This is a genomic window from Kitasatospora sp. NPDC085464, assembly GCF_044541955.1.
GTDB lineage: Bacteria > Actinomycetota > Actinomycetes > Streptomycetales > Streptomycetaceae > Kitasatospora.
The window spans coordinates 23,853-44,536 of record NZ_JBITTM010000063.1; the positions used below are offsets into that span (position 1 = coordinate 23,853).

20 protein-coding genes are annotated in these 20,684 nt (G+C 75.1%); 10 read left to right on the forward strand and 10 right to left on the reverse strand.

Translation table 11 applies throughout. The features are described 5' to 3' along the window. Nucleotides 1–44: 44 nt before the first annotated feature. Nucleotides 45–920, reverse strand: coding sequence for a hypothetical protein (locus ACIGG8_RS37480; RefSeq protein WP_396553082.1), 876 nt, complete (start codon nt 918–920; stop codon nt 45–47). Nucleotides 921–1,048: 128 nt separating this feature from the next. After that, nucleotides 1,049–2,587 carry a hypothetical protein gene (locus ACIGG8_RS37485; protein ID WP_396553083.1) on the reverse strand — a complete coding sequence of 513 codons (1,539 nt, stop codon included), beginning with the start codon at nt 2,585–2,587 and terminating at the stop codon, nt 1,049–1,051. 184 nt (nt 2,588–2,771) lie between these two features. On the opposite strand from ACIGG8_RS37485, the gene ACIGG8_RS37490 reads away from it, so the two are divergent. The 5 genes from ACIGG8_RS37490 (at nt 2,772) to ACIGG8_RS37510 (ending at nt 7,271) form a co-directional block, all read left to right on the forward strand. Then, nucleotides 2,772–3,884 (forward strand): IPT/TIG domain-containing protein, encoded by a 1,113-nt coding sequence (locus ACIGG8_RS37490; protein WP_396553084.1) that lies wholly within the window; start codon nt 2,772–2,774, stop codon nt 3,882–3,884. A 225-nt stretch (nt 3,885–4,109) separates the two neighbouring features. Continuing rightward, on the forward strand, nt 4,110–4,394 hold the full coding sequence (locus ACIGG8_RS37495) for a hypothetical protein (protein ID WP_396553085.1): 285 nt from the start codon (nt 4,110–4,112) through the stop codon (nt 4,392–4,394). A 346-nt stretch (nt 4,395–4,740) separates the two neighbouring features. Beyond that, nucleotides 4,741–5,517 (forward strand): 5-oxoprolinase subunit PxpA, encoded by a 777-nt coding sequence (locus tag ACIGG8_RS37500; protein ID WP_350526290.1) that lies wholly within the window; start codon nt 4,741–4,743, stop codon nt 5,515–5,517. 125 nt (nt 5,518–5,642) lie between these two features. Next, a complete protein-coding gene (gene pxpB, locus ACIGG8_RS37505; RefSeq protein WP_396553101.1) occupies nt 5,643–6,272 on the forward strand; it encodes a 5-oxoprolinase subunit PxpB in 630 nt (209 codons plus the stop codon). A gap of 135 nt (nt 6,273–6,407) precedes the next feature. Then, nucleotides 6,408–7,271, forward strand: coding sequence for a biotin-dependent carboxyltransferase family protein (locus tag ACIGG8_RS37510; protein ID WP_396553086.1), 864 nt, complete (start codon nt 6,408–6,410; stop codon nt 7,269–7,271). 71 nt (nt 7,272–7,342) lie between these two features. Here the strand turns inward: ACIGG8_RS37510 and ACIGG8_RS37515 are convergent, their stop codons facing one another. The 3 genes from ACIGG8_RS37515 to ACIGG8_RS37525 are packed head-to-tail and all read right to left on the reverse strand — an operon-like array spanning nt 7,343 to nt 9,245. Further along, on the reverse strand, nt 7,343–8,266 hold the full coding sequence (locus ACIGG8_RS37515; protein WP_396553087.1) for an aminoglycoside phosphotransferase family protein: 924 nt from the start codon (nt 8,264–8,266) through the stop codon (nt 7,343–7,345). Between the two features lie 45 nt (nt 8,267–8,311). Further along, entirely contained in the window at nt 8,312–8,458 is a 147-nt protein-coding gene (locus tag ACIGG8_RS37520; RefSeq protein ID WP_396553088.1) for a hypothetical protein, read from the reverse strand. Between the two features lie 19 nt (nt 8,459–8,477). Further along, complete coding sequence (locus ACIGG8_RS37525; RefSeq protein WP_396553089.1) at nt 8,478–9,245, reverse strand: alpha/beta fold hydrolase; 768 nt, start codon at nt 9,243–9,245, stop codon at nt 8,478–8,480. Nucleotides 9,246–9,374: 129 nt separating this feature from the next. Between ACIGG8_RS37525 and ACIGG8_RS37530 the strand changes: the two genes are divergently transcribed. After that, entirely contained in the window at nt 9,375–9,908 is a 534-nt protein-coding gene (locus tag ACIGG8_RS37530) for a PadR family transcriptional regulator (RefSeq protein ID WP_396553090.1), read from the forward strand. Between the two features lie 116 nt (nt 9,909–10,024). On the opposite strand, the gene ACIGG8_RS37535 is transcribed toward ACIGG8_RS37530, so the two are convergent. After that, nucleotides 10,025–10,627 carry a DUF4396 domain-containing protein gene (locus tag ACIGG8_RS37535; protein ID WP_396553091.1) on the reverse strand — a complete coding sequence of 201 codons (603 nt, stop codon included), beginning with the start codon at nt 10,625–10,627 and terminating at the stop codon, nt 10,025–10,027. Nucleotides 10,628–10,770: 143 nt separating this feature from the next. Between ACIGG8_RS37535 and ACIGG8_RS37540 the strand changes: the two genes are divergently transcribed. Both ACIGG8_RS37540 and ACIGG8_RS37545 read left to right on the forward strand, forming a co-directional pair. Beyond that, nucleotides 10,771–11,514, forward strand: a complete 744-nt coding sequence (locus ACIGG8_RS37540) for a class I SAM-dependent methyltransferase (protein WP_396553092.1) — start codon at nt 10,771–10,773, stop codon at nt 11,512–11,514. 289 nt (nt 11,515–11,803) lie between these two features. Continuing rightward, nucleotides 11,804–12,646: an undecaprenyl-diphosphate phosphatase gene (locus tag ACIGG8_RS37545; protein WP_396553102.1), complete on the forward strand. Its 843-nt coding sequence runs from the start codon at nt 11,804–11,806 to the stop codon at nt 12,644–12,646. 386 nt (nt 12,647–13,032) lie between these two features. On the opposite strand, the gene ACIGG8_RS37550 is transcribed toward ACIGG8_RS37545, so the two are convergent. Continuing rightward, nucleotides 13,033–14,544 carry a HEAT repeat domain-containing protein gene (locus tag ACIGG8_RS37550; protein WP_396553093.1) on the reverse strand — a complete coding sequence of 504 codons (1,512 nt, stop codon included), beginning with the start codon at nt 14,542–14,544 and terminating at the stop codon, nt 13,033–13,035. Nucleotides 14,545–14,831: 287 nt separating this feature from the next. On the opposite strand from ACIGG8_RS37550, the gene ACIGG8_RS37555 reads away from it, so the two are divergent. Continuing rightward, the gene (locus tag ACIGG8_RS37555) at nt 14,832–15,416 is read left to right on the forward strand and encodes a hypothetical protein (RefSeq protein WP_396553094.1); all 585 of its coding nucleotides are present in this window, start codon (nt 14,832–14,834) and stop codon (nt 15,414–15,416) included. 143 nt (nt 15,417–15,559) lie between these two features. Here the strand turns inward: ACIGG8_RS37555 and ACIGG8_RS37560 are convergent, their stop codons facing one another. Then, on the reverse strand, nt 15,560–17,041 hold the full coding sequence (locus ACIGG8_RS37560; RefSeq protein WP_396553095.1) for a hypothetical protein: 1,482 nt from the start codon (nt 17,039–17,041) through the stop codon (nt 15,560–15,562). Between the two features lie 483 nt (nt 17,042–17,524). On the opposite strand from ACIGG8_RS37560, the gene ACIGG8_RS37565 reads away from it, so the two are divergent. Then, nucleotides 17,525–18,763: a phosphotransferase gene (locus ACIGG8_RS37565; RefSeq protein ID WP_350526278.1), complete on the forward strand. Its 1,239-nt coding sequence runs from the start codon at nt 17,525–17,527 to the stop codon at nt 18,761–18,763. Between the two features lie 74 nt (nt 18,764–18,837). On the opposite strand, the gene ACIGG8_RS37570 is transcribed toward ACIGG8_RS37565, so the two are convergent. Together ACIGG8_RS37570 and ACIGG8_RS37575 are read right to left on the reverse strand one after the other, a co-directional pair. Further along, entirely contained in the window at nt 18,838–20,022 is a 1,185-nt protein-coding gene (locus ACIGG8_RS37570; RefSeq protein WP_396553096.1) for an acyl-CoA dehydrogenase family protein, read from the reverse strand. Between the two features lie 524 nt (nt 20,023–20,546). Next, nucleotides 20,547–20,630 (reverse strand): putative leader peptide, encoded by an 84-nt coding sequence (locus tag ACIGG8_RS37575; protein ID WP_350526312.1) that lies wholly within the window; start codon nt 20,628–20,630, stop codon nt 20,547–20,549. Nucleotides 20,631–20,684: the final 54 nt, after the last annotated feature.

Consider the following 20,684-nt stretch of genomic DNA (forward strand, 5'->3'; position numbering starts at 1 on the left):
TGCGGCGGTTCTCCGTGCGTCTGTGGGGTGCGTCTATGGGATTGTCAGAGCGAGTGGAACGGCAGGCCTGCGTCGGCGACCAGCTCGTCGGAGGTGTCCGGCGGCAGCAGGCTGGCGGTGCCGTCGGAGACCGGGACGACACCCAGGTCGAGCAGTTCGGCCATGGCCGCGCTGCCGGCCAGGTCGCGGACCTGGAGCTGGTAGCGGGCGGTGGTGCGGTAGGTGCCGCCGGAGTCGTCGGAGACCTTCTGCAGGAAGCCGGAGTCGACCAGGAACATCACGGCCTTGGCGACGATGCCGATGGTGGAGCCGGAGAGCCGACGGGCGTCCTTGGTGGCGCCGGTGGCGGTCCGCCGGGCCCAGACCCGCCAGGCGGCCTCCAGGCCGGGGGCGTCGGACTGCGGGTCGGTGTTGGCGCCCTCGACGTCGGCCTGCTCCTCCAGACGGCGGCAGGCCTGGCGGACGAAGGAGTCGACGCCGTTGACGGTGATCCGGCCGAGGTAGGCGTCGTCGGCGAGGTCCTCGGGGCGGGGGAAGGCCATCGCGGCGACGGCCAGGTGGGCCAGGCCGTGCAGGAAGCGGTCGGTGGACTCGGAGGCGGCGCGGCGCGAGTAGTCGCCCATCCGGACGGCGAACAGCGAGTCCTCGGCGGCGGCCACGGCCATGCCGGCGCGCGGCGAGACCTCCAGGACGACCAGGCCCATGCCGGTGGCGATGGCGTCGGCGAGCCGGGCGAACGGCGGGTCCTCGCGGTGGCGGCGCACGAGTTCGGCGTACTCGACGTCCCGGGCGGGCAGCAGCTTGGCCTGGAGGCCGAAGGAGACCAGCCGGGCGGCGTCGGCGACGTCGGCCGGGGTGATCGGCGCGGGGGCGGCCGGTTCGGTCTCGGTCGCCCAGGACGTGTCGTGGTGGGTCGTCACGGGCGGTGCTCCTCGGGGCTGTTGCTGCAGGTGTTCGGGGTGTCGCTGCGGGTGTTCGGGTGGTTCGTCACGTTCGGGGGTTCGGGCGGTGCGTCACGGCGGGCGTCCCGGCGGTGCGTCCCGGCCGGTCAGCCGGCGTCCTTGCGGTCGGCGGCCATGCCGACCGCGTCGAGCAGGGCGCTGCCGACGATCAGGTCGGCGCCGCCGAACTCCGGGTCGCGCAGCGGGGTGCCGTCGTCCACCGCGAAGAGCAGCCGCTCCTCGCCTTGGCGGTAGGCGGTGCCGACCGGCGGGCTGGCGGCGTGCACGGCGAGCAGGGCGACCAGGTACGGCAGGTCCGGGTCCTGCTTGCGGGCGTCGGCGAGTAGCCCGGAGAGCCGGCGGGGGGCGTCCGCGGGCAGGTCGAGCAGGACCAACGCGGCCTCCAGCTGGGCCTCGGAGAACCGGCTGTCGTCCGGGGTGGCGACGAGGTCCGGGTCGGGCAGCTCGGCACCCAGGTGCTCGCGCTCGACCGGCGGGGTGAGCAGGAGGTCGACCAGGTCGGCGACCCGGACCGAGACCGGGGTGCGCAGACCGACGCCGCGGGCGAAGAAGGCTCCGGTCGGGCGGACGGCCTGCTCCACCGGCAGCCGCAGCACCGGGGCGAGCAGCTGCCCGTACAGGTCGATGCCGCTACGGGCGCCGGGGGTGGTGAAGGCCTGACGGTCCTGCTCGGCGCGGAACAGCGGGCCGGCTTCCAACAGGCGGGTCTGCAGCTGGGTGTGGCGGCGGATGCAGTCCTTGACGATGTCGACCAGCTCGGCGGCGCGGCGCTTGTGCTCCGGGTCCTCGGCCTCGTCGCGGGCCTTGCGGATGTTGGTGAGAATCGCGTTCTCGTGCCGGTAGCGGTCGGCGATGTGGTCCAGCGCCTCCTCGATGAGGTCCGGGACGGCGCGCATCCAGTCGACGGCCCGGACGTTGCGGCGGGTCGCGTCGAGGGCGCGGCGCAACGTCTCGGCGTACTGGACGGTGCGGTAGCGGGCCTGCTCGGCGGCGAGCTGGGCGTCGGCCAGGCGGCCGCGGCGGATCAGCACCTCCAGCTTGACCTCGGCGGCGATCTGGGCCGAGGTGACGTCGGTGTCGAGTGCGCCGACCAGGACGTTGACCGCCTCGTCGGTGGTGCGCAGGTAGACGCCGCCGTCGGGGCCGGGGACCTCTTCGATCAGCTTGAAGTCGTAGTCGCGGCGCACGTACGCGCCGTCCGCGCCGAAGGTGCCGTAGACGGCGCGGAAGCCGCGGTCGACGCTGCCGACGTTGATCAGCGACTCCAGCACCCAGCGGGCGACCCGCTCGTGCTCGGCGGCGGGACGGCCGGCGGCCTGGGCGGCGACCCGGGGCAGCAGGCGGGCGAGGACGGTGTCGCGGTCGGCCCCGGTGTCGAAGTCCATGTTCAGGGTGACCAGGTCGATCGCGGCGAGGCCGACCTCGGCCATCGCGTAGCCGCCGTACTCGCCGGCCAGGTTGACCTTGCGGTTGTCCAGGTCGTGCAGCGGGGCGGTGCAGGCCAGCGCCTTGAGCCGGCGGGCCAGTCCTTCGTCGGCGGCGGGGCCGGGCGCGGGGCGCGCGACGGCCGGGCCGGCGGACGGACGGATGCCGGGCTCGGTGGACGGGTCTGCGATGGCGGTCACGGAGGACAAGGTTAGAGGTTCGCACCGACATCGACCGAAACGGACCTTGCGGCCGGACGGAGCGGCAGGTGGGCGGCGGTCCGGGGATCGTTTTCAGAACGAGGTTTCGACGGTATTCCGCCATTCTCGAACCGGCATTCGAGAAACCCGTGGGGCCGCGCAATGGTTCGGTGATGATCGACCTATGATCACCCGACTGGCCAAAGCCGGCCTCGCCGTCGCGCTGTCCGTGACCACGCTCACCACCGGCGCCGTCCTCACCGCCGGCGCCGCCGCGGCCGCGCCGGCAGCCAAGGCACCGACCACCAAGACGCCGGTCCCCAAGACGCCGGTCGCCAAGACGCCGACCGCCGCTGCTTCGACCTCCGCGCAGCACGTGACCGTGTCGCAGAGCGGGAACTACCCCGGCGGCTTCTTCAAGACCGGCAACATGTCGGCGAGCTGGGTGTCCGCCGGCACCGCCGACCTCACCGGCCCGACGCACTTCACCGTCGACCTGCCGCCCGGCGTCACCACCGACGGCGCGATGTTCTACTCCACGCCGTACGACTACACCTTCACCACGAGCCTCTCGCCCGACCACCGTCACCTGGAGGCCGTCCTCACCGGCACCCGGGTGGTCGGCAAGAGCGAGTTCATGAAGCTCAACCTGAGCACCACGCCCGGCGTCCCGATCACCGGCGTGATCACGGTGACGGCCGCCAACCCGAACGACACCGACCCGACCGGCCACGTCTCCCGCTACGACCTCGGCACCGGCGGCTACCTGCCGGCGACCGTCCAGGCCGCCCCGGCCGTCACCGGCCTCGACACCACCACCGGCCCGGGCACCGGCGGCACCGCGGTGACCGTCAGCGGCAGCAACCTCACCCACGGCATGGTGCTGGTCGGCGGCGTCCCCGCGCCCGGCACCTGCACCGACACCGCCTGCACGGTGACCACGCCGGGCGGCTCGGGCAGCGCTCCCGTCAGCGTGGTGACGCCCGGCGGCACCGCCGCCGCGCCGGCCGGCTTCGACTACACCGGGGCCGCTCCCCCGGCGCCGCCCGCGCCGGCGGTCACCAGCCTGAGCCCGGCCACCGACCCGGTCGCCGGCGGCACCCGGGTGAACGTGATCGGCAGCAACCTGACGTACGGGACGGTCGCGTTCGGCGGGATGCCGGCCACGCACGTGTCCTGCGGCCCGTCCTTCTGCACGGCCACCGCTCCGGCGGGCTCCCTGCCGGGGGCGGCGAACGTCACGGTCACCACGGCGGGCGGGACCAGCGCGCCGGTGACGTACACCTACACGGCGTAGCGGCCACCGTCGGTGCCCGGGTGCCTCGGCACCCGGGCACCTTCGCGTTTCCGGACACTTCGCGGGCCTCCCGGGGGCGCCGGAGGTGCCCCGGGGTCCGATCGGGGTCCTCCGGAGGCAGCCGGAGGACCCCAAGAGAGGGAGTTGAACATGTTCAAAAGGAGGGTCTAGAGTCGGTTCCACGCAGACGGGACAAGGCTCCGCCTGCAGTTCGGAGGTGCAGAGGTGTACGAGACGGACGACGACTCCGCGGTCGTCCTTCGCAAGGTCCGGCGTTGGCTGTGGTTCTTCCTGGTCTGCCTGGTGCTCAGCGGTCTGACCGCCTTCCCGCTGGAGGCCGAGACCCGCCTGCTGGTCGACTTCGCGACCGGCCCGGCCGCCCCGCTGGCCGAGCACTTCCCCGCCGCGACGGCCTGGTTCGAGCGGGTCCACACGGGCATCGTCGAGACCGACGAGCGCTACCCCTTTTCTGGGGGCCGCTCAAGGACCCGGTCCGCAACATCTGGGTGATCCGCTGGGCCGCACTGGCCTGCGGAGCCGTCATCCCACTGGCCCTGATCTGCGGGCCACTGCGGGGCATCCCGCTGGTGTGGAGATTCGTCGACATGTCGTTCGGAGTCTTCGGCGTCATCCCGCTGCTGCTCGTGCTGCGCGCCCTGCGTCCGCTGGAACGTTCCTTCGCGGAACCGGCGCCCGCGCGCTGAGCCGACCCGGCCCGCAGGCCCCGTGTGGCGCCGCCCCGGGGCGTGCGGGCCCGGTCGCACGCCGAGGGCCCGGTGGGGCCCGGGTCACGGACAACGGCCTTCACCCGCAGGCCCTACCATCTGGCTCAACAGCTGCTGGGAGGCGGACGGGCGTGGCCGATGCGGTGATCGATCTCAATGCGGACCTCGGCGAGGGGTTCGGACGCTGGACGCTGACCGACGACGAGGCCCTGCTGTCGGTGGTGACCAGCGCCAACGTCGCCTGCGGCTTCCACGCCGGAGACCCCTCGACGATGCGCCGGGTCTGCGCACTGGCCGCCGAGCGCGGCGTCCGGATCGGCGCCCAGGTCTCCTACCGCGACCTCGCCGGCTTCGGCCGCCGCGCGATGGACGTCCCGCCGGAGGAACTCGCCGACGAGATCGCGTACCAGATCGGCGCCCTCCAGGTCTTCGCCCGCGCCGCCGGCTCGAAGGTCTCCTACGTCAAGCCGCACGGCGCCCTCTACAACCGGGTGGTCGCCGACTCGGACCAGGCCGAGGCCGTGGTGGCCGGCGTGCTGCGGGCCGGCGCGGTCTGCGACGGTCCGCTGCCCGTCCTCGGACTGCCCGGCTCCCGGCTGCTCCAGGTCGCCGAGGGCGTCGGACTGCCCGTGGTCGCCGAGGCCTTCGCCGACCGGGCGTACACCCGCACCGGCACCCTCGTCCCGCGCCGCGAACCAGGCGCGGTGGTGCACGACCCCGAGTCGGTGATCACCCGCGCGGTCGACATCGCCCGGGACGGCGCGGTGGAGGCCGTCGGCGGCGACCGGATCACGGTCGAGGCCCGGTCGCTCTGCGTCCACGGCGACACCCCCGGCGCCGCCCAGCTCGCCTGGCGGGTGCGCGGCGCCCTGGCCTCGGCCGGGGTCCGGGTGGAGGCGTTCACGTGACGGCCGACAGCGGCGGCGCCGGCCCCGGCGGCAGCGGCGGCGGCAGCGGCAGCGGCGGCGGCAGCGGCGGCGGCGGCGCCGAACCACGGCCTGACGCTGCGCGGCCGGGTGGATCGCGGCAGCCGATCGGGCCGGTACGGCGGGTCGGCGAGCGGGCACTGCTGATCGAGCTGCCCGGCACGGCCGAGGTCACGTCGCTGTACGGATGGCTGCGCGAGCAGCGGGAGGCGGGCGCGCTCGGCGAGGTCGAGGAGCTGGTGCCGGCCGCCCGCACGGTGCTGCTGGACGGCGTCGCGGACGTCGACGCCGTGGCACGGCTGCTGCGCACCGCCCGTCCGACGGCGACCGCGGCGGCCGGGGCGGAGCGCGGGCCGGTGCTGGAGGTCCCGACCGTGTACGACGGCGCCGACCTGGCCGAGGTCGCCGCACTGTGGGGGGTGTCCGAGGAGGCGGCCGTCCGGATCCACACCGAGCCCGAGTACGTGGTCGCCTTCTGCGGCTTCGCCCCCGGCTTCGGCTACCTCACCGGGCTGCCCGGACGGTACGAGGTCCCGCGCCGGGCCACTCCGCGCAGCTCCGTGCCGACCGGCTCGGTCGCCCTGGCCGGCCCGTACACCGGGGTCTACCCGCACCCCTCCCCCGGCGGCTGGCAGCTCGTCGGCCGCACCGCGCTCCCGCTCTGGGACACCGACCGGGACCCTCCGGCCCTGCTGGCGCCGGGCGTCCGGGTCCGCTTCACGGCGCAGCGCGGGTGAGCGGGCCGGGCCGATGAGCGGGCCGGGCGGGCGGCGGCGGCTCGGCCCGCTGACGCGGCACCGCATCGGACCGACGGCCGGGAGGATGGGCGAAGGGCCGTTCGGAGCTCCGGCGGCCGACGGGAGGAGACGGCGATGAGCGAACTCGTGGTGGTGCGGCCCGGACCGCTGACCACGGTTCAGGACCTCGGGCGGCGCGGGGTCGCCCACCTCGGCGTGCCCAGGGCCGGAGCGCTGGACGTGCCGGCCCTGCGGGCGGCGAACCGGCTGGTCGGCAACGAGCCCGGGGCCGCCGGGCTGGAGGCCACCCTCGGCGGGGTCGTACTGCGGGCCGTCGGGACGGTGGTCGTCGCGGTCACCGGCGCACCCGCGCCCGTCCGGGTGGACGGGCGACCGGCGGCGTGGGGCGCGCCGGTCCTGGTGCCGGACGGCGCCGTGGTCGAGGTGGGAACGGCGACGGACGGGGTGCGCGGCTACCTGGCGGTGGCCGGCGGGATCGCCGTCCCCCCGGTGCTCGGCAGCCGCTCGGCGGACCTGCTCTCCGGCCTCGGGCCTGCCCCGCTGGCCGCCGCGGACCGGTTGCCGGTCGGCGCCGCCCCGCCGTACCGGGCCCGGGCCGAACTGGTGCCGCTGCCCGCTCCCCCGGCCGAACTGGTGCTGCGGCTGCGGCTCGGGCCGCGCGCGGACTGGTTCACGGCGGAGGCGGTGGCCCGGCTGGGCCGCGACGGGTACCGGGTCTCCTCGACGAGCAACCGGGTCGGGCTGCGCACCGAGGGCCCGGCGGTCGTCCGGGCCCGGGACGGTGAACTGCCCAGCGAGGGCATGGTGTCGGGCGCGGTTCAGATCCCGCCGGACGGGCAGCCGGTGGTCTTCCTGGCCGACCACCCGACCACCGGCGGCTATCCGGTGATCGGTGTCGTCCCGGCCGCCGACCTCGCGGCCGCCGCGCAGGCCCGGCCGGGGACGCCGGTGCGGTTCGTGCCGCTGCGGGAGCGTTGACGGCGCTCCTCGGTCCGGTTCGTGCCGCCACGGGCGCGTCGACGGCCCGCCTCAGTGCGGTCCGGTGCGGCTCAGCGTCCCAACAGCACCTCGGCGATGGCCCGTTGGGCCGGATCCAGCGCGATCTCACCCTCCTCGGCCGCCCAGGCCGCGTTCTGCAGCACCCGAGCGAGCGTCCAGGCCGCCGCGACCTCGCGGTCCAGCTCCAGCGCCTCCGTCAGGAGGTCGAAGCGCCGCCGCAGCGCCCCTGCGAGGTCTCCGGTGGCCACCGCATCGTCCCAGCGGTTGCGCAGCGCCGGAAGCAGCTCGAAGCCGGGGTGCCCGGCGAGCGGCTTGGGGTCGATGGCCAGCCAGGGGGCGCGGCCGCTGCCCGGGAGCGGGGCGAGGACGTTGCCGTAATGGAGGTCCCAGTGGAGCAGCCGGTCGCCGGGTTCGGCGCGCACCTCGCGGAGGGCGGCCACGCAGTCGGTGAGCAGGCGGCGCTCCTCCGGGTGGTCGAGGGCGGCGACGGCCGCCGCGGCACGGTCCGACAGCCGCGCCGCCAGGTCGGTCAACGTCCTCAGTTCCGGCGGAGCTTGACGTTTCGTCAATTCGCTGAGCAGATCGGCGATCACGCGCACGGCCGCGAGATCGTCGGGCAGCGCGAGGAGCGAGCGTGTCGGGTCCAGGCGCTCCAACAGCATGGAGCCCGAGTCGGGTTCGTGGTCCAGCAGTCGCACGGCGCCGCGCCCGCCCCAGGCCCGGAGGGCGAGCGGTTCGCCGGCCGTCTCCTCGTCCACGGGCTGGAGCTTGAGCACGGCACGCGTCCCGTCGGCGCACCGCACGGGCAGCACCAGACCGACGACGCCGTGCGAGGCCGGCCCGTCCGGGTGCAGCTCCCACCGGTCGAGCGACTCGCGGGCCAGGGAGGGCAGTCGGAGTGCCCAGGCGTGGCCCGTCGCACCGAGGAACTCCGTCAGGGACGCGGCCAGGGCGGGCGGGACCTCGACGGTCATCGGACGGTCTCCTCTCGGGCGGTCTCGCGGGACGGTCCGGTCAGCCTAGAACGGCCCGGCGGGGGCGGCGGGGGCAGCCGGGGCAGCCGGGGCAGCCGGGGCGGCGGGGGCGGCCGGGGCGGCCGGGGCGGCGGGGGCGGCGGGGGCGGCCGGGGCAGCCGGGGCGGCGGGGGCGGCCGGGGCGGCGTCCATCGCCCCCGGCCGACCAGGGTCAGGCCCCGAGTCCCTCCGCCGCGGCGGAGGCGAAGCCGTCCGGGTTGTCGAGCATGATGTTGTGCCCGCAGTCCGGGACGGCGACCACCCGTACGCCTGCCGCGCGGAGCCCGTCCGCACCCGCCGGCTCGCCGTCCGCCGCCGGGTGGAGGAAGGTGCGCGGGAGGTCGAGGCCGAGCAGCAGCTCGCGCATGGTCGGGACCGTCGCGCGGGCGACGTAGCGGGCGCTGCGGTAGAGCGCTTCCGGGCCGGCCAGCCGCATCGTGGACCACCAGAACCGGCCGACCCGCTCGGCGACCTCGGCCCGGCCGCCGGCCAGGAACTCCTCCTCGGTGTAGCCCGCGATGCCGCTGCTGCCGAGCCGCTGCCGGTCGGGCGCGATCGGGTCCAGGTTGGCGTCCACCAGGACGAGCCGCGAGACCAGACCGGGGTGCCGGTGCGCGAGGACGATCGCGACGGCGCCGCCCATGCTGTGGCCGACCACCTCGACCCGACCCGGCCCGGCCGCCCGCACCGCCGCCGCGACCGCGTCGGCGTGCTCCTCCAGCGTGTACCCGAAGTCCGTCGGGCGGTCGCTGATGCCGAAGCCAAGCAGGTCCATCAGCAGCGAGCGGCGCCCGGCCAGCAGCGGGTGGGCGGCGGCCGCGGCGAAGTAGACGGGCGATGTGGCGCCCAGACCGTGCAGGTAGAGCCGGGCCGGCTCGGCGCCGGGCAGTTCGACCCAGCGGATCAGGTCGCCGCCGGGGGTGACGGGGGCATGGCGCATCGCACGAACTCCTCTTCCGGAAGGGGAACACCGGGGACTCCCGGGAACGTCGAGACCATACCTCGTCATCGAGGTACCACGCATTCGATATACCGGCGGATCGAGGGACGGCCGTGAGAGGGTGGCCCCATGTTCAAGCTCGCGATCCTCGGGTTCCTGTACGACCGGCCCTTGCACGGCTACGAGCTGCGCCGCCACCTCTCCGCGCTCTCCGGGCACGTCCAGCCGATCAGCGACGGAACGCTCTACCCCGCGATCAAGCGCCTGGAGACCGCCGGACTCCTGGTCCGCCGGACCGAGCCCGGCAGCGCCGCCGCACCCCGGCACACCCTGCACCTCACCGAGGCCGGCCGGGCCGCACTGCTCGACCAGTTGCGCGAGCCCGAGCAGTTGGACATCAGCGACGAGAACCGCTGGTTCACCCTGCTCGCCTTCCTGCGCCACCTCGACGACCCCACCGCCCAGGCGGCCGTCCTCCGCCGACGGCTGGCGTTCCTGTCCGAGCCGGCGAGCTTCTTCTACGACGGCGACCGTCCGATGGGAGCCGAGGAGTTCCCCGACCCGTTCCGGCGCGGCCAACTGCTGATCGCCCGCGCCACCACCGAGGCCGAACTGGGCTGGCTGCACGCGACATTGGCGGAGCTTGAGGTTCGCGAGGGATAACTGGGCGCACCGGAACGCACCGCTGCCCGTACCGGCCGGCGAGCGGTCGGTACGGGCAGCGGGCGGAGATCTCCGGCACGTGCTCCGGAGTGCGATCGGCGCCGGCGGGTGGCCGATCAGTGCTGATGGTAGGCGTGGACCACGGCATGCCCGCGCCCCCGGCCGATCATCCACCTGTTGACCGGCACGGTCAGCCCGAAGGCCAGGACGAGCGAACCCGCCAGTGACACCCAGAACAACAGGTCGCCGAGGCCCGCGTCCATCGCCCCGGGAACGGTGACCATCACGGTGTTGTCGATCAGCTCCATCACCAGGATCGACACCGTGTCGGCGGCCAGCGCGACCTTCACCGCGGCCCCGACGTCCAGACCGGCCTTCAGCACGCCGCGCATGGTCAGCGCATAGCCGAAGACGAAGGCCAGCAGGATCGAGACCACCACGGTCGCGCCGTTGTGCAGGCCGAAGGCGGTGCCGAGGACCATGCCGAGGATCTCGCCGATGGCGCACCCGGTGAGGCAGTGCAGGGTCGCCTGCGCGGCCGTCCGCCAGCTCGTTCCGCCCCCGGCGGCGGCGTGGTGGTCGTGCCCGCCCTGCCCCTGGTGACCGTGCCCGTGCTGCTCGTGCCCGGCCCGGCCGTCCTGTCCATGGTGTCCGTGCGGCTCGTGCTGCTCATGGTGACCGTGCTGACCGTGGTGCTCGTGCTGTGCGGGGTGTGCCATGTCGTCCTCCGCTTGCCCCGACGCCCGTCCGGCGCCGCTTCCCTCGCTCCGTCGATGATCGAAGTTATACCCCCTAGGGGTATCTAGCAAGCCCCGGAGACGCCCCCTTCCCCCGCCCGCCCATCCGTGTTCGGATGAGGGGCATGACTGACGACCGCCGCACGGGCTACGACGGAACGGGCGAGGGCGCGATCACGCCGGACGGCTGCGCCGTCGAAGTGTGGAGCCGACTCCCCGCGGGCAACGCCCCGGACGTGATCGAGGCGGCGGTGCCGCCCGGCGCACACATCCTCGAACTGGGCTGCGGCGTGGGCCGGATGACGCACCCGCTGACCGACCGCGGCTTCACCGTGACGGCCGTGGACGAATCCGCCGAGATGCTGGCCCGGGTCCGCGGGGACGTCCGCACGGTGCGCAGCCCGATCGAGCAACTGGACCTCGGCGAACGCTTCGACGTCGTCATGCTCGCCTCCTTCCTGGTGCACGCCGGCGATGTGACGGTTCGCCAGGAGTTGCTGGAGACGTGCCGCCGCCACGTCGCCGAGGACGGCTGCGTGCTGGTGCAGCGCGAGGGCGAGGACTGGCACCTGAACGTGCCGCGCGAGACCGCGATCGGCCCAGGCGCGTGGTCCCGGCTCGTCTCCGCCACTCCGGTCGGCGACGGCGTGAACTCCGTCCGCTGCGAGTACGAGTTCCCGGACGGCGTCTGGACGCAGACCTTCCTGTCCCGCCCGCTCAGCACCGAGGTGTTCGAGCAGGCCCTGGCCGAGGCCGGCCTGACGGTCGAGCACTACCTGACGGAGGACCGCACCTGGGTCCGGGCGCGCCCCTCGGAGCGGGTCCTGGCGCAGGCTTCCGAGCAGGCCGGGGAGCGGGCGTCGGAGTAGGAGCGGCCCGGTCGCAGCCCCGGACGTAGTCCCGGATGCAGGCCCCGGACGGAGCCGCGCACCGGGGCGCCCCCGCTGCGCGGCCGGAAAGGGCCCTGCACGCAAAGGCCGAACAAAGGGTGAACAAAGAACTGTCACTTTCACCCCGTACCATCAGCCGCGCGCCGGGCGCGCGCGGCCTGCGGGCCGGGCGGGTCGCGGTCGTCCGCACGCCCCTTCCGACCCGCAAGGACCCGCCCATGCCGCCCCTGCCCACTGCCCGACGGATACCCCCGGCGGGTGCCCGGTGATCGACTGGTTCCACGGGGCCGTCCTCGGCCTGATCCAGGGGCTCACCGAGTTCCTGCCGATCTCCTCCAGCGCCCATCTGCGGGTCTTCTCCGCGCTGCTGGGCTGGGACGACCCGGGCGCGGCCTTCACGGCCGTGACCCAGCTCGGCACCGAGACGGCGGTGCTGATCTACTTCCGCAAGGACATCGCCGCGATCGTGAAGACCTGGGCGCGGTCGCTGGTCCGCCCGGCACTGCGCTCGGACCCGGACGCCCGGATGGGCTGGTTCGTGATCATCGGCACCCTGCCGATCGGCATCCTCGGCAAGCTGTTCCAGGACACCATCGAGACCCACCTGCGCGACCTGCGGATCATCGGCACCACGCTGATCGTCTTCGGCCTGATCCTGGCCTTCGCCGACCGCACCCGCGCGGTCCGCCACGCCCGTCCGATCAGCGACCTCACGCTGCCGCACGCGGGCATCTACGGCTTCGCCCAGGCGCTGGCGCTGATCCCGGGCGTCTCCCGCTCCGGCGGCACGATCAGCGCGGGCCTGCTGCTCGGCTACAGCCGGGAGGCGGCGGCCCGCTACTCGTTCCTGCTGGCCATCCCGGCGGTGCTCGCCTCGGGGACGCTGGAACTGTTCAAGATCGGCGAGGGCCCGGCACCCGCCTGGGGCCCGACCGTGCTGGCCACGCTGATCGCCTTCGCGGTCGGCTACGCGGCGATCGCGTGGTTCCTCAAGTACATCTCGACGCACAGCTTCATGCCGTTCGTGGTGTACCGGGTGCTGCTCGGCGTCCTGATCGTCGGACTGGTGGCCGGCGGCGTCCTGACCCCGGACGCGGGCTCGGTGAAGTAGAACCGCGTTTCAGAACCAGCGCGCCGGAGGATCACCGCGGCTCGGAACCGCCACCTCCGAGGAGCGGCGCGGATCCGGCCGGACGGCTCCGGAGAAAGCAGTGGGCCGGGACACCCGACGGTGTCCCGGCCCGCTGAACGTCGAGGACCTAGCTAGGGGCCCGTCTTCAAACCCCCGTCGTCCGCCCGGAGGGCGGGCGGGGCGGCGTTGGGGTGCGTGCATCGCAAGGCGGAGGATGGGGGCACCTCCCGGCCGGAGGCTGGGGGAGAGTCCATGCGGTGGGGGCACCTCCCGGCCGAAGGCTGGGGGCCATCGGCGACCGACGACAACGCAGCGAGGTGCGTGCCCCAACGCCGCCCCGCAGGCGAGGGTTTGAAGACGGGCCCCTAACGCCCGAACTCCCGGGCTGCGGTCAATCGGCCGCGCACGGCGGCGTGGACCTCGGCCTCCTCGGCCGGGTCGGCGGCGAGCCTGCGCAACCGCTCCAGCACACGCGCGTCGCCCGTGGTGGCGACATGGCGCGCGGCGAGCTCACGCGTGGACTCCTCGCAGTCCCAGAGGCACTCGACGGCGGGCCCCTCGGGGAAGTGCACGTCGGTGGCGGCGAGCGCTCGGGCGGCACGTCCGCGCAGCTCGGAGGAGGCGGCCTCCCCGTAGATGTGGCGCAGGACCGGTACGGCGTCGGCGGCGGCCAGCCGCCCCGCACCGTCCACCAACGATCCGAGCCCGGTACCGGAGACCCCCCGCACGGAGACCCAGCGGCGCAGCCCGGCGACCACCAGCGGCGCGTCCTGCGGCTCCCCGGCGTCGGCCAGCAGCTGTGCGGCGGCCTCGCCGAGCGCGCTGTCCGCGCCCCCGGTGGCCGGGTCGGCCCAGCGGCGGGCCTGCGCCAGCACCTCGGGACCGCGCATCCGGCCGAGCAGCTCCAGGGCGGCCCGGACGATCCGGTCGTCCACGTCGGCGGCGGCCGCCTCGATCAGCTCGACGGCGGCCGGGTCGCGTCGCTCGACGAGGTGGCGCAGGGCCGCGCGGCGGGCGCCGGGCAGGCCGCTGCGGGCGGCCTCCAGCAGCAGCGGACGGTCCTCGGGCCGCACGACGGCGGTCAGGCAGCGGGCGGCCGCGGCGGCGCGGCGGTCCACCGCGTCGGGGCCGCTCGGGGAGTCGGTGTCGCGCGCGGGCTCCGGCCGGGCGTCGGGCCGGCCGAGGAAGGCGCCGGCACCGAGGCCGCCCAGGTCGCCCTGGTCGGCCCAGGCCAGCACGTCGGCGGTGGACCAGCCGGGGGTGACCCCGCTGCGGTTGACCTGGCGCTGCCAGAGGTCGAAGGGGGACTGCTCGGCGGCGGCCGCCACTCTCGGGTGGTAGGCCGCCCACAGCCGCCACGGCCGGGGCTCGTACGCGTTGCGGATGAACTCGCGCAGCTCGGCGTCGCCCTCGGGGCCCGGCGGGAAGTGGTCCAGCACGGCGGTGCCGAGCAGCAGCAGGCCGCGGTCGTCGTCGCGCAGGGCCAGCTCGTCGAGGGCCCAGGCCCAGTTGGCGCCCGTGGCGGCGTACTCGCGCAGCATCAGCAGCGCGTCGCGCCGGCCGTACGCGGCGAGGTGGCCCAGGACGGAGAGGGCGAGGCCCGTGCGGCCCTCGTCATCGGTGACGAGGTCCTCGGCGGAGTGGAGGTGGTCCTCGATGCCGTCGAGGGGGGCTTCCAGCTCCATGTAGAGGCGGGCGTAGTAGAGGGAGCGGCTCTCGACCTGCCAGTCGGCTCGCGGGTCCCTGGTGACACACTCCTCCAGCGCGGCGATGGCCTCGGCACGGTCGGCGGCCAGCGCATGGAGCTGCCCGTCACCACGGCCTCGCTGCAGGAGGCCTAGGAGGCTGGCACTGGGTGCTATCACTGGCTCGAACATGAGGTCAGCATCCGTTGCGGCGGTCGTAGTGGCAACGGGATTTCCGTCGCCGGGGTCTCTGGTCGGTACTGCGGTGGGCGCCCGGGCGCCGGAATCACCGAAGGTTACCGCCTCGCGCCCGCTTCCGCACACAGGGCGACGGAGCCCGCTGCCACAGTGGCATATGCCAGGGGAATTTTGCCTGCGATCTGTCCAAATCGCCCACGAGGGTGAGGACGTTGTGCGACAGTCTTCTCACTACCCGAGGGACCCGCACAAAGCGGGCCGAACCGAGCGATGGACCCGTCATGAACATGCCTTTAGGCGCCGCCCGCCCGCCGGGCACCGCCACGGTGGACGGCGCCCCGGCGGGCGCGAACGGCTCCGGCGCGAACGGCTCCGGCGCGAACGCCTCCTGCGCAGCCGGCCCGGGTCCGGGCCGAGCGGAGCGCGCCGCTGACGGGACGGGCGACGACGGCGGCGACGCCGACAGCGGAACGGACGGCAGAGTGGACGGCACGGCGCAGGAGCCGTCCGGCCCCTACCTCGGCGGCGACGGCGAGGACGGCGTCCTCGGCTCCGCCGAGTGGGACCTGCTGACCGACGGCGTCCACTGGAACGCGGAGACCTTCCTCCTCCTCGGGTGCGATCCGGACCACGGCCCGCTCAGCCTCGACCGGCTGCCCGACCGCCTCCCCGAGGCGGACCGGCCGCTGCTGCGCCGGATGATGACCGACGCCCTGGTGCACGGCCGCATCGCCGCCGGCACCCTGCGGATCCGCCGACCCGGCGGACGGCACGACAGCGTCGAGTGCTCGGGCGAACCCGTCCTCGGCTCCGACGGCACCGTCACCGCGCTGCGCATGCTGCTCCGCCCGGCACCGCCGGACTGAGCCACGGAACGGCCGGGCAGACCCGGGCCGCGACACTGCCGGGCCACCGAGCCAAGCCGAACCGAGCCAAGCCGAAGCGAACCGAACCACGGCACCCCCGGGGCCCCGCACGTCGGCCCGGCCCCGCACGTCCGCCCGGCCCCTCAGGTCAGCCGCGGCCGGTTCTTGGCGTCCGCCGCCCGCAACTGCAGTCCCAGCTCGGCCCGCAGCTCGTCCACCACCGGCAGTCCCCGGTACTCCGCGGTCAGCCGGTACATCTCCCGCAGCCGGTCCCACGTCCGGTGCGAGGAGTTCTGGCCGATCAGGTTCATCACCATCTTGGCCTGCAGCTCCGCTGCGTCCGGCTCACCCGTGATCAGGTGCACCGAGGCCAGCGTGATCCGGTCGAAGAGGGCCGAGCGCAGCTGCCCGGTGCCCTCCCGAAGGGCGATCACCTGCTCCGCGCGCCTGCGCGCCGTGGGCGCCGCCGCCCGGTCGTGCTCGGCCAGCGTGCGCAGCACCAGGGCCTGCATGCCGCGCAGTTCGGCTTCGTCGAACACCTGCATCCAGCACGGAGGCGGCTCCGGCGACTCCTCGGCGAAGAGGTCCTCGGCCTCGCCGAGCAGCCGGTAGGTGTCCTGGGAGTGCCCGATCGAGGCGTGCGCCCAGGCCTCGACGGTGTTCAGCATGGCGCGCGTTCTGGGCGCCGGCTTCCCGCCGGCCGCCTTGGCCGCCGCCATGAGGTCGATCGCGTCGTCGGCCCGGCCCAGGTGGACCATCTGCCGCGCGGCCCGGGAGATCGCCTCGCCGGCCCGCGGCCGGTCGCCGGACTCCTTGGCCGCCTCGGCCGCGATCATGAAGTACCGCTGGGCGGTGGGCTCCAGGCCCACGTCGTGCGACATCCAGCCCGCCAGCACCGCGAGGTTGGCCGCGACCGCCCACAGCCGCTGCTCCACGGCGGGTGGGTGCCGGTGCGTCAACAGGCCGCCTACCTCGTTGAGTTGTCCGACCACCGCCTTGCGCTGCAACCCGCCCCCGCGGGCCGCGTCCCAGGCCCGGAACACCTGCACCGAGCGCTCCAGCGACTCCACCTCGTCGAGCCCGACCGGGCCCGCGTCGTACACGTCCACCACCGGGCGCGCCCCGCTCCCGGTGACCACCTGTCGCGGCCCGGGCACGGAGGCCGCGTACGCGACGGCGTCCCCGCCCAGCCAGCCCTTCAGCGAGTCGGCGATGACCGCCCCGGCCGTGAGCGCGGCTCCGGCGCCCACCAATCCACGTCGGTTCAGCATGAGGTCCATTCCCGTGAACTCGGTGAGGACCGCGGCTGTTCGATCCGGCGACCATGGCACTGCTGCGGACGGCTCCGCTCCGGACCTGGTGGGCCGGTGTCGTTCCAGACCGAGGTCCTCAGTGGTGACGACACGGCCGAGCCGCTCCGTGAACACGGCTGCCAGCACCCTCGGCACCGGATCGCGCGGGATCTCCCCCTGCTCGATCCAACGCCGTACCCTCGAAGTGTCGGTGGACAGTTGCATCTGCCCCATCGCGGCACCACGGCGGTTGACCAGCCGCGCGAGTTCGCCCTTGGACCATCCGGTCAGGACGAACAGATCGGCGAGTCGGGTGTTGGGTCCCCTGCTCAATGAAGCCCCCAGGTTCCTCGGCTCCTTCGAGGCTAGAGGCTCCGGCAAGTGCCAGGCGAGCATTCGCCACCGTTCGCCAGGGCCCGCCAGACTACTAAGCCAGTGCCCGACGGGTGTGTTGTAGGGGTGCGCCACCTCGCCCCCCGGGTCGGACGGCGTCCCACCGGCGTCGGAGCAGTCCCCCGACGGTGTCACGGGACGCTCCCGGCACTCACCCGAGGGGGTGGCGCGGCCGGGTGGCGCGGGAGCGCCGGGCACGGCCACGGCAGTCCGGCCGACCGCATTCCCCAGGGTGCGGACGGCCGGAGCACACGCCGAACAGGGGTTCCTGACCCCGCGTCCGTGCCCGGCGCCCGCGCACCACCCGCCGCACCGCACCACCCGCAGGGCCGCCGTCACGCCAGGAAGCACACGGCACCGGCCCTACCCCGCCCCCGCGGGGCCGCACCCCGCCGACGGACCGGAAGGGACCTCCCTCAGCCCATGTACTCCTCAGCGACGACCCCCACGCCGACCGCGACCCGCCCCGCGCTGCGCCCCCCCACCGCAGCCACCGGCCGACCCGGCCCCAAGCAGGTGCCCCCGGCCAGCCGCCCGGTGGCTCCGCGGGGCGTCGAGGGCCGGGCCACGGACACCCGGGTCGTCCCGACCGGCCGCACGGCACTGGGCCCCACCGGCCGTACCGCGCTGGGGCTGCGCGCACCCGAGACCGCTCCGCCGGTCGGCGGCCGGATCCCGCTCGCCCGCCAGGCCGACGGCCAGGTGCTGCGCGCCCGGCGGCCCGGCCAGCCCGGCGGGCCGGAGCGGATCGACCCGTCGGCGCTGCAGACCCCGTCGGTCCGGGCCGCGCTGGCCGGCGTCGCGCGGATATGTCCCGCGTTCACCCCGCGCCAGGTCCTGCGCGAGGGCAGCCGCCACATCCTGGTGGCGGGCACCATCGGGCGGGCTCCGGTGGTCGCCAAGTGCCTGGCGCCGCAGGCGGTGCGGAGTGAGTACTTCGAGCAGCTGGTGGCCGACTTCCACCACGAGGTCGCGGTCTACCGGGCGTTCGTCCGGCACCGCCCGCCGGTGCGGCTGCCCCGGCTGGTCGCGGCCGACCACGACCGCTGCGTGCTGGTCATGGAGCGCGTCCCCGGCCGCCCGGCCGCCCGGGAGCGCCACCCGGTCAACGCGCCCACCCCGGGCGAGGTGCGGGCGCTGCTCAACACCGTCCGGACGCTGAACCTGTGGCGGCCGCCGACGGACGTGTTCCAGCCGCGCCTGGACTACCAGTTGGAGATCGCCCGCTACCACTCGGTGGGCCAGCTCACCGACCGGGACGCCGGCGACCTGCGCGGCCTGCTGCACGGCCTCGGCCACACCCCGATGCAGCTGTGCCACGGCGACGCCCTGCTCAGCAACATGCTGCTGGCGCCGTCCGGCCCGGTGCTGGTCGACTGGGAACAGGCCGGCTGGTACCTGCCCGGCTACGACCTGGCGGTGCTGTGGAGCGTGCTCTCCGGGGACACCGCGGCACGCCGTCAGATCAGCCAACTCGCCCAGAGCGGCGGCACCATGGCCCGGGACGCGTTCCTGGTGAACCTGGTGCTGGTGCTGATGCGGGAGATCCGGCTGTACGACGTGCCGGGCGCCGGCGAGGAGCAGCGGATCATGATCCGCCGCCTCTACGACGACGCGGCGCTCGCCCGCCGGGCCGTCCGGGCGGCGGTCGGGACGCGCTGAACCGGCGTCCGTGCACGGCGGCCCCAGGGCCGCCGGCCGGGCCGCCACGGACTGGACGCCGCCGAACGGGCCCGTCACGGCCGGGCGCCACGCTCCAGGGCGGCCCGGCCGGCGGCGTCCAGGACGACCTCCTCGGCAGCCAGGTGCACCCGGCTGCTGAGCACGTCCCGCAGGTAGCGCTCCAGCGGGTGGCGCCGGCTCAGGCCGGGGTTGCCGGCCAGGGCGACGGCCTGCTGGACCGCCGCCGTCGCGGCCCGGGTGGCCAGCAGGTGGGCCGGACCGGTCCTGGCGACGGCGTCCGGCTCGCCCCGGTCCACCCGGGGGGCCAGGCCCTCGACCAGTTCCTCGGCGCCGATCAGCTGCGCCTCGATCTCGCCGAGCGCACAGCGGTGGCGGGACGGGGTGCCGAACGGCTCGGTCGGGTCGGCCGGGGTTCGCCGGCCGAGGAAGCGGACCAGCCAGGACTCGGCGGCCCGGGCCACGCCGATCGCCACCGCGGAGAGGGCCAGATCGTGCCAGGCGCGCGACAGTTCGGCCTCGGCGACGCTCCCGGCTCCGTGCTCGGCACGGCTCCCGGCACCGGCACCGGCGGCGTGCTCGCCGCCGCTCCTCCCGGCACCCTTCCGCGGCTCGCGCGTGCCGAGGCCGAGCGCGAGGTCGGCCGGCACCCGGACCCGGTCCAGCACGACGTCGTGGCTGGCGCTGGCGCGAAGACCGAGCTGGTCCCAGGTGGGGTCGATCTCCAGGCCCTCGCTCTCCCCGCGCACCAGGAAGGTGCCGGTCCTCGGCTCCTCCTCGTCCGTCCGCGCGGTCACCGCCATCCAGGCCAGTGCCTCGGCGCCGGTGCAGTAGGTTTTCCGGCCGGTCAGCAGCCAGCCGTCGCCGTCCCGCCGGGCGACCGTCTCCGGCAGTCCGCCCGGTCCGGCGCCGGGCTCCGCCCGCAGCGTGTTGACCAGCGCGGGGCCGCGCCGGGACTCCGTGAGCAGCCGCCGGTAGCCGGCCGTCGGCCAGTCGGCGCGGCGGGCCTGCTCGGCGTGCCGGAGCAGGGTGAAGGCGGTGACCACGGCCACCGAGGCGTCCCCGCGGCCGAGTTGGGAGAGCACCCGGACGGTGTCGGCGAGCGTGCCGCCCGGTCCGCCGTACGCGCGGGAGACCGTGAGGGTGAGCAGTCCGGCCTCGTGGACCGCCTCGATGCCCTGGTAGGGGAAGGTCGCGTCGCGGTCGTGCTCCTCGGCGCGGGCGGCGAGCAGGTCGACCACCCGGGGCAGCCCGGCCAGGGCGTCCTCGACCGCCGCGCGGTCGGACGGCGACGGCTCGGTCGACGGCTCGGTCGGCGGGGAGGCCGGCCCGGAGGCCGATCGGGAACCCGGGCGGCCGCCCGAGCGGGAACGGCCGACCGGTCGGGAGGCCGGTGGGGAGGCCGGTTGGCCGGATTCGGCCTGTCCGGAAGTCGACGACGGCGAGGCGGCCCGGGAACGGGCGGCCGACGGACGGGGTGCCTCCGGACGGTCGGCGGGGGAACCGTCGGCAGGGCAACCGCCGTCGAGGGGGCCGTCACCGGGGGGCTGCCCCTGTGGCGCACGGTCGACGGGCGGACGGTCGGCGGCGCGGGTCGTCATGATGCGGTGCCTCCGGGCGGCAGCGTGGGCTCGACGGACGGGCGGCGCGCCCGTACGGGCGCGCGGTACCGACTGGCGGCCCCGGAGGTCGGTTCACGGCCCGCCCCCGGGTTCCGGCGCCGACCGGACCCGGCCGACACCCGCCGCCGGGGGACGGATCCCCCTCAGCGACCCGGACACGCCGCGCTGGCGGTGCGCCGCAGGTCCAGATGCCTGCGACGGGTCAGCAGCGGGAGACGGCACGGCATGTTCGCGACTGTACGAACCGTTGATCGATACCGTCAAGCGGCGAACCGGCACCG

Coding starts and splice junctions, on each gene's coding strand:
- ACIGG8_RS37530 (WP_396553090.1), top strand. CDS start 9,375: ATGTTCAAGCTCGCGATCCTCGGGTTCCTGTACGACCGGCCCTTGCAC.
- ACIGG8_RS37555 (WP_396553094.1), top strand. CDS start 14,832: ATGAACATGCCTTTAGGCGCCGCCCGCCCGCCGGGCACCGCCACGGTG.
- ACIGG8_RS37525 (WP_396553089.1), bottom strand. CDS start 9,245: ATGCGCCATGCCCCCGTCACCCCCGGCGGCGACCTGATCCGCTGGGTC.
- ACIGG8_RS37575 (WP_350526312.1), bottom strand. CDS start 20,630: ATGCCGTGCCGTCTCCCGCTGCTGACCCGTCGCAGGCATCTGGACCTG.
- ACIGG8_RS37540 (WP_396553092.1), top strand. CDS start 10,771: ATGACTGACGACCGCCGCACGGGCTACGACGGAACGGGCGAGGGCGCG.
- ACIGG8_RS37510 (WP_396553086.1), top strand. CDS start 6,408: ATGAGCGAACTCGTGGTGGTGCGGCCCGGACCGCTGACCACGGTTCAG.
- ACIGG8_RS37565 (WP_350526278.1), top strand. CDS start 17,525: ATGTACTCCTCAGCGACGACCCCCACGCCGACCGCGACCCGCCCCGCG.
- ACIGG8_RS37550 (WP_396553093.1), bottom strand. CDS start 14,544: ATGTTCGAGCCAGTGATAGCACCCAGTGCCAGCCTCCTAGGCCTCCTG.
- ACIGG8_RS37515 (WP_396553087.1), bottom strand. CDS start 8,266: ATGACCGTCGAGGTCCCGCCCGCCCTGGCCGCGTCCCTGACGGAGTTC.
- ACIGG8_RS37535 (WP_396553091.1), bottom strand. CDS start 10,627: ATGGCACACCCCGCACAGCACGAGCACCACGGTCAGCACGGTCACCAT.
- ACIGG8_RS37490 (WP_396553084.1), top strand. CDS start 2,772: ATGATCACCCGACTGGCCAAAGCCGGCCTCGCCGTCGCGCTGTCCGTG.
- ACIGG8_RS37520 (WP_396553088.1), bottom strand. CDS start 8,458: ATGGACGCCGCCCCGGCCGCCCCCGCCGCCCCGGCTGCCCCGGCCGCC.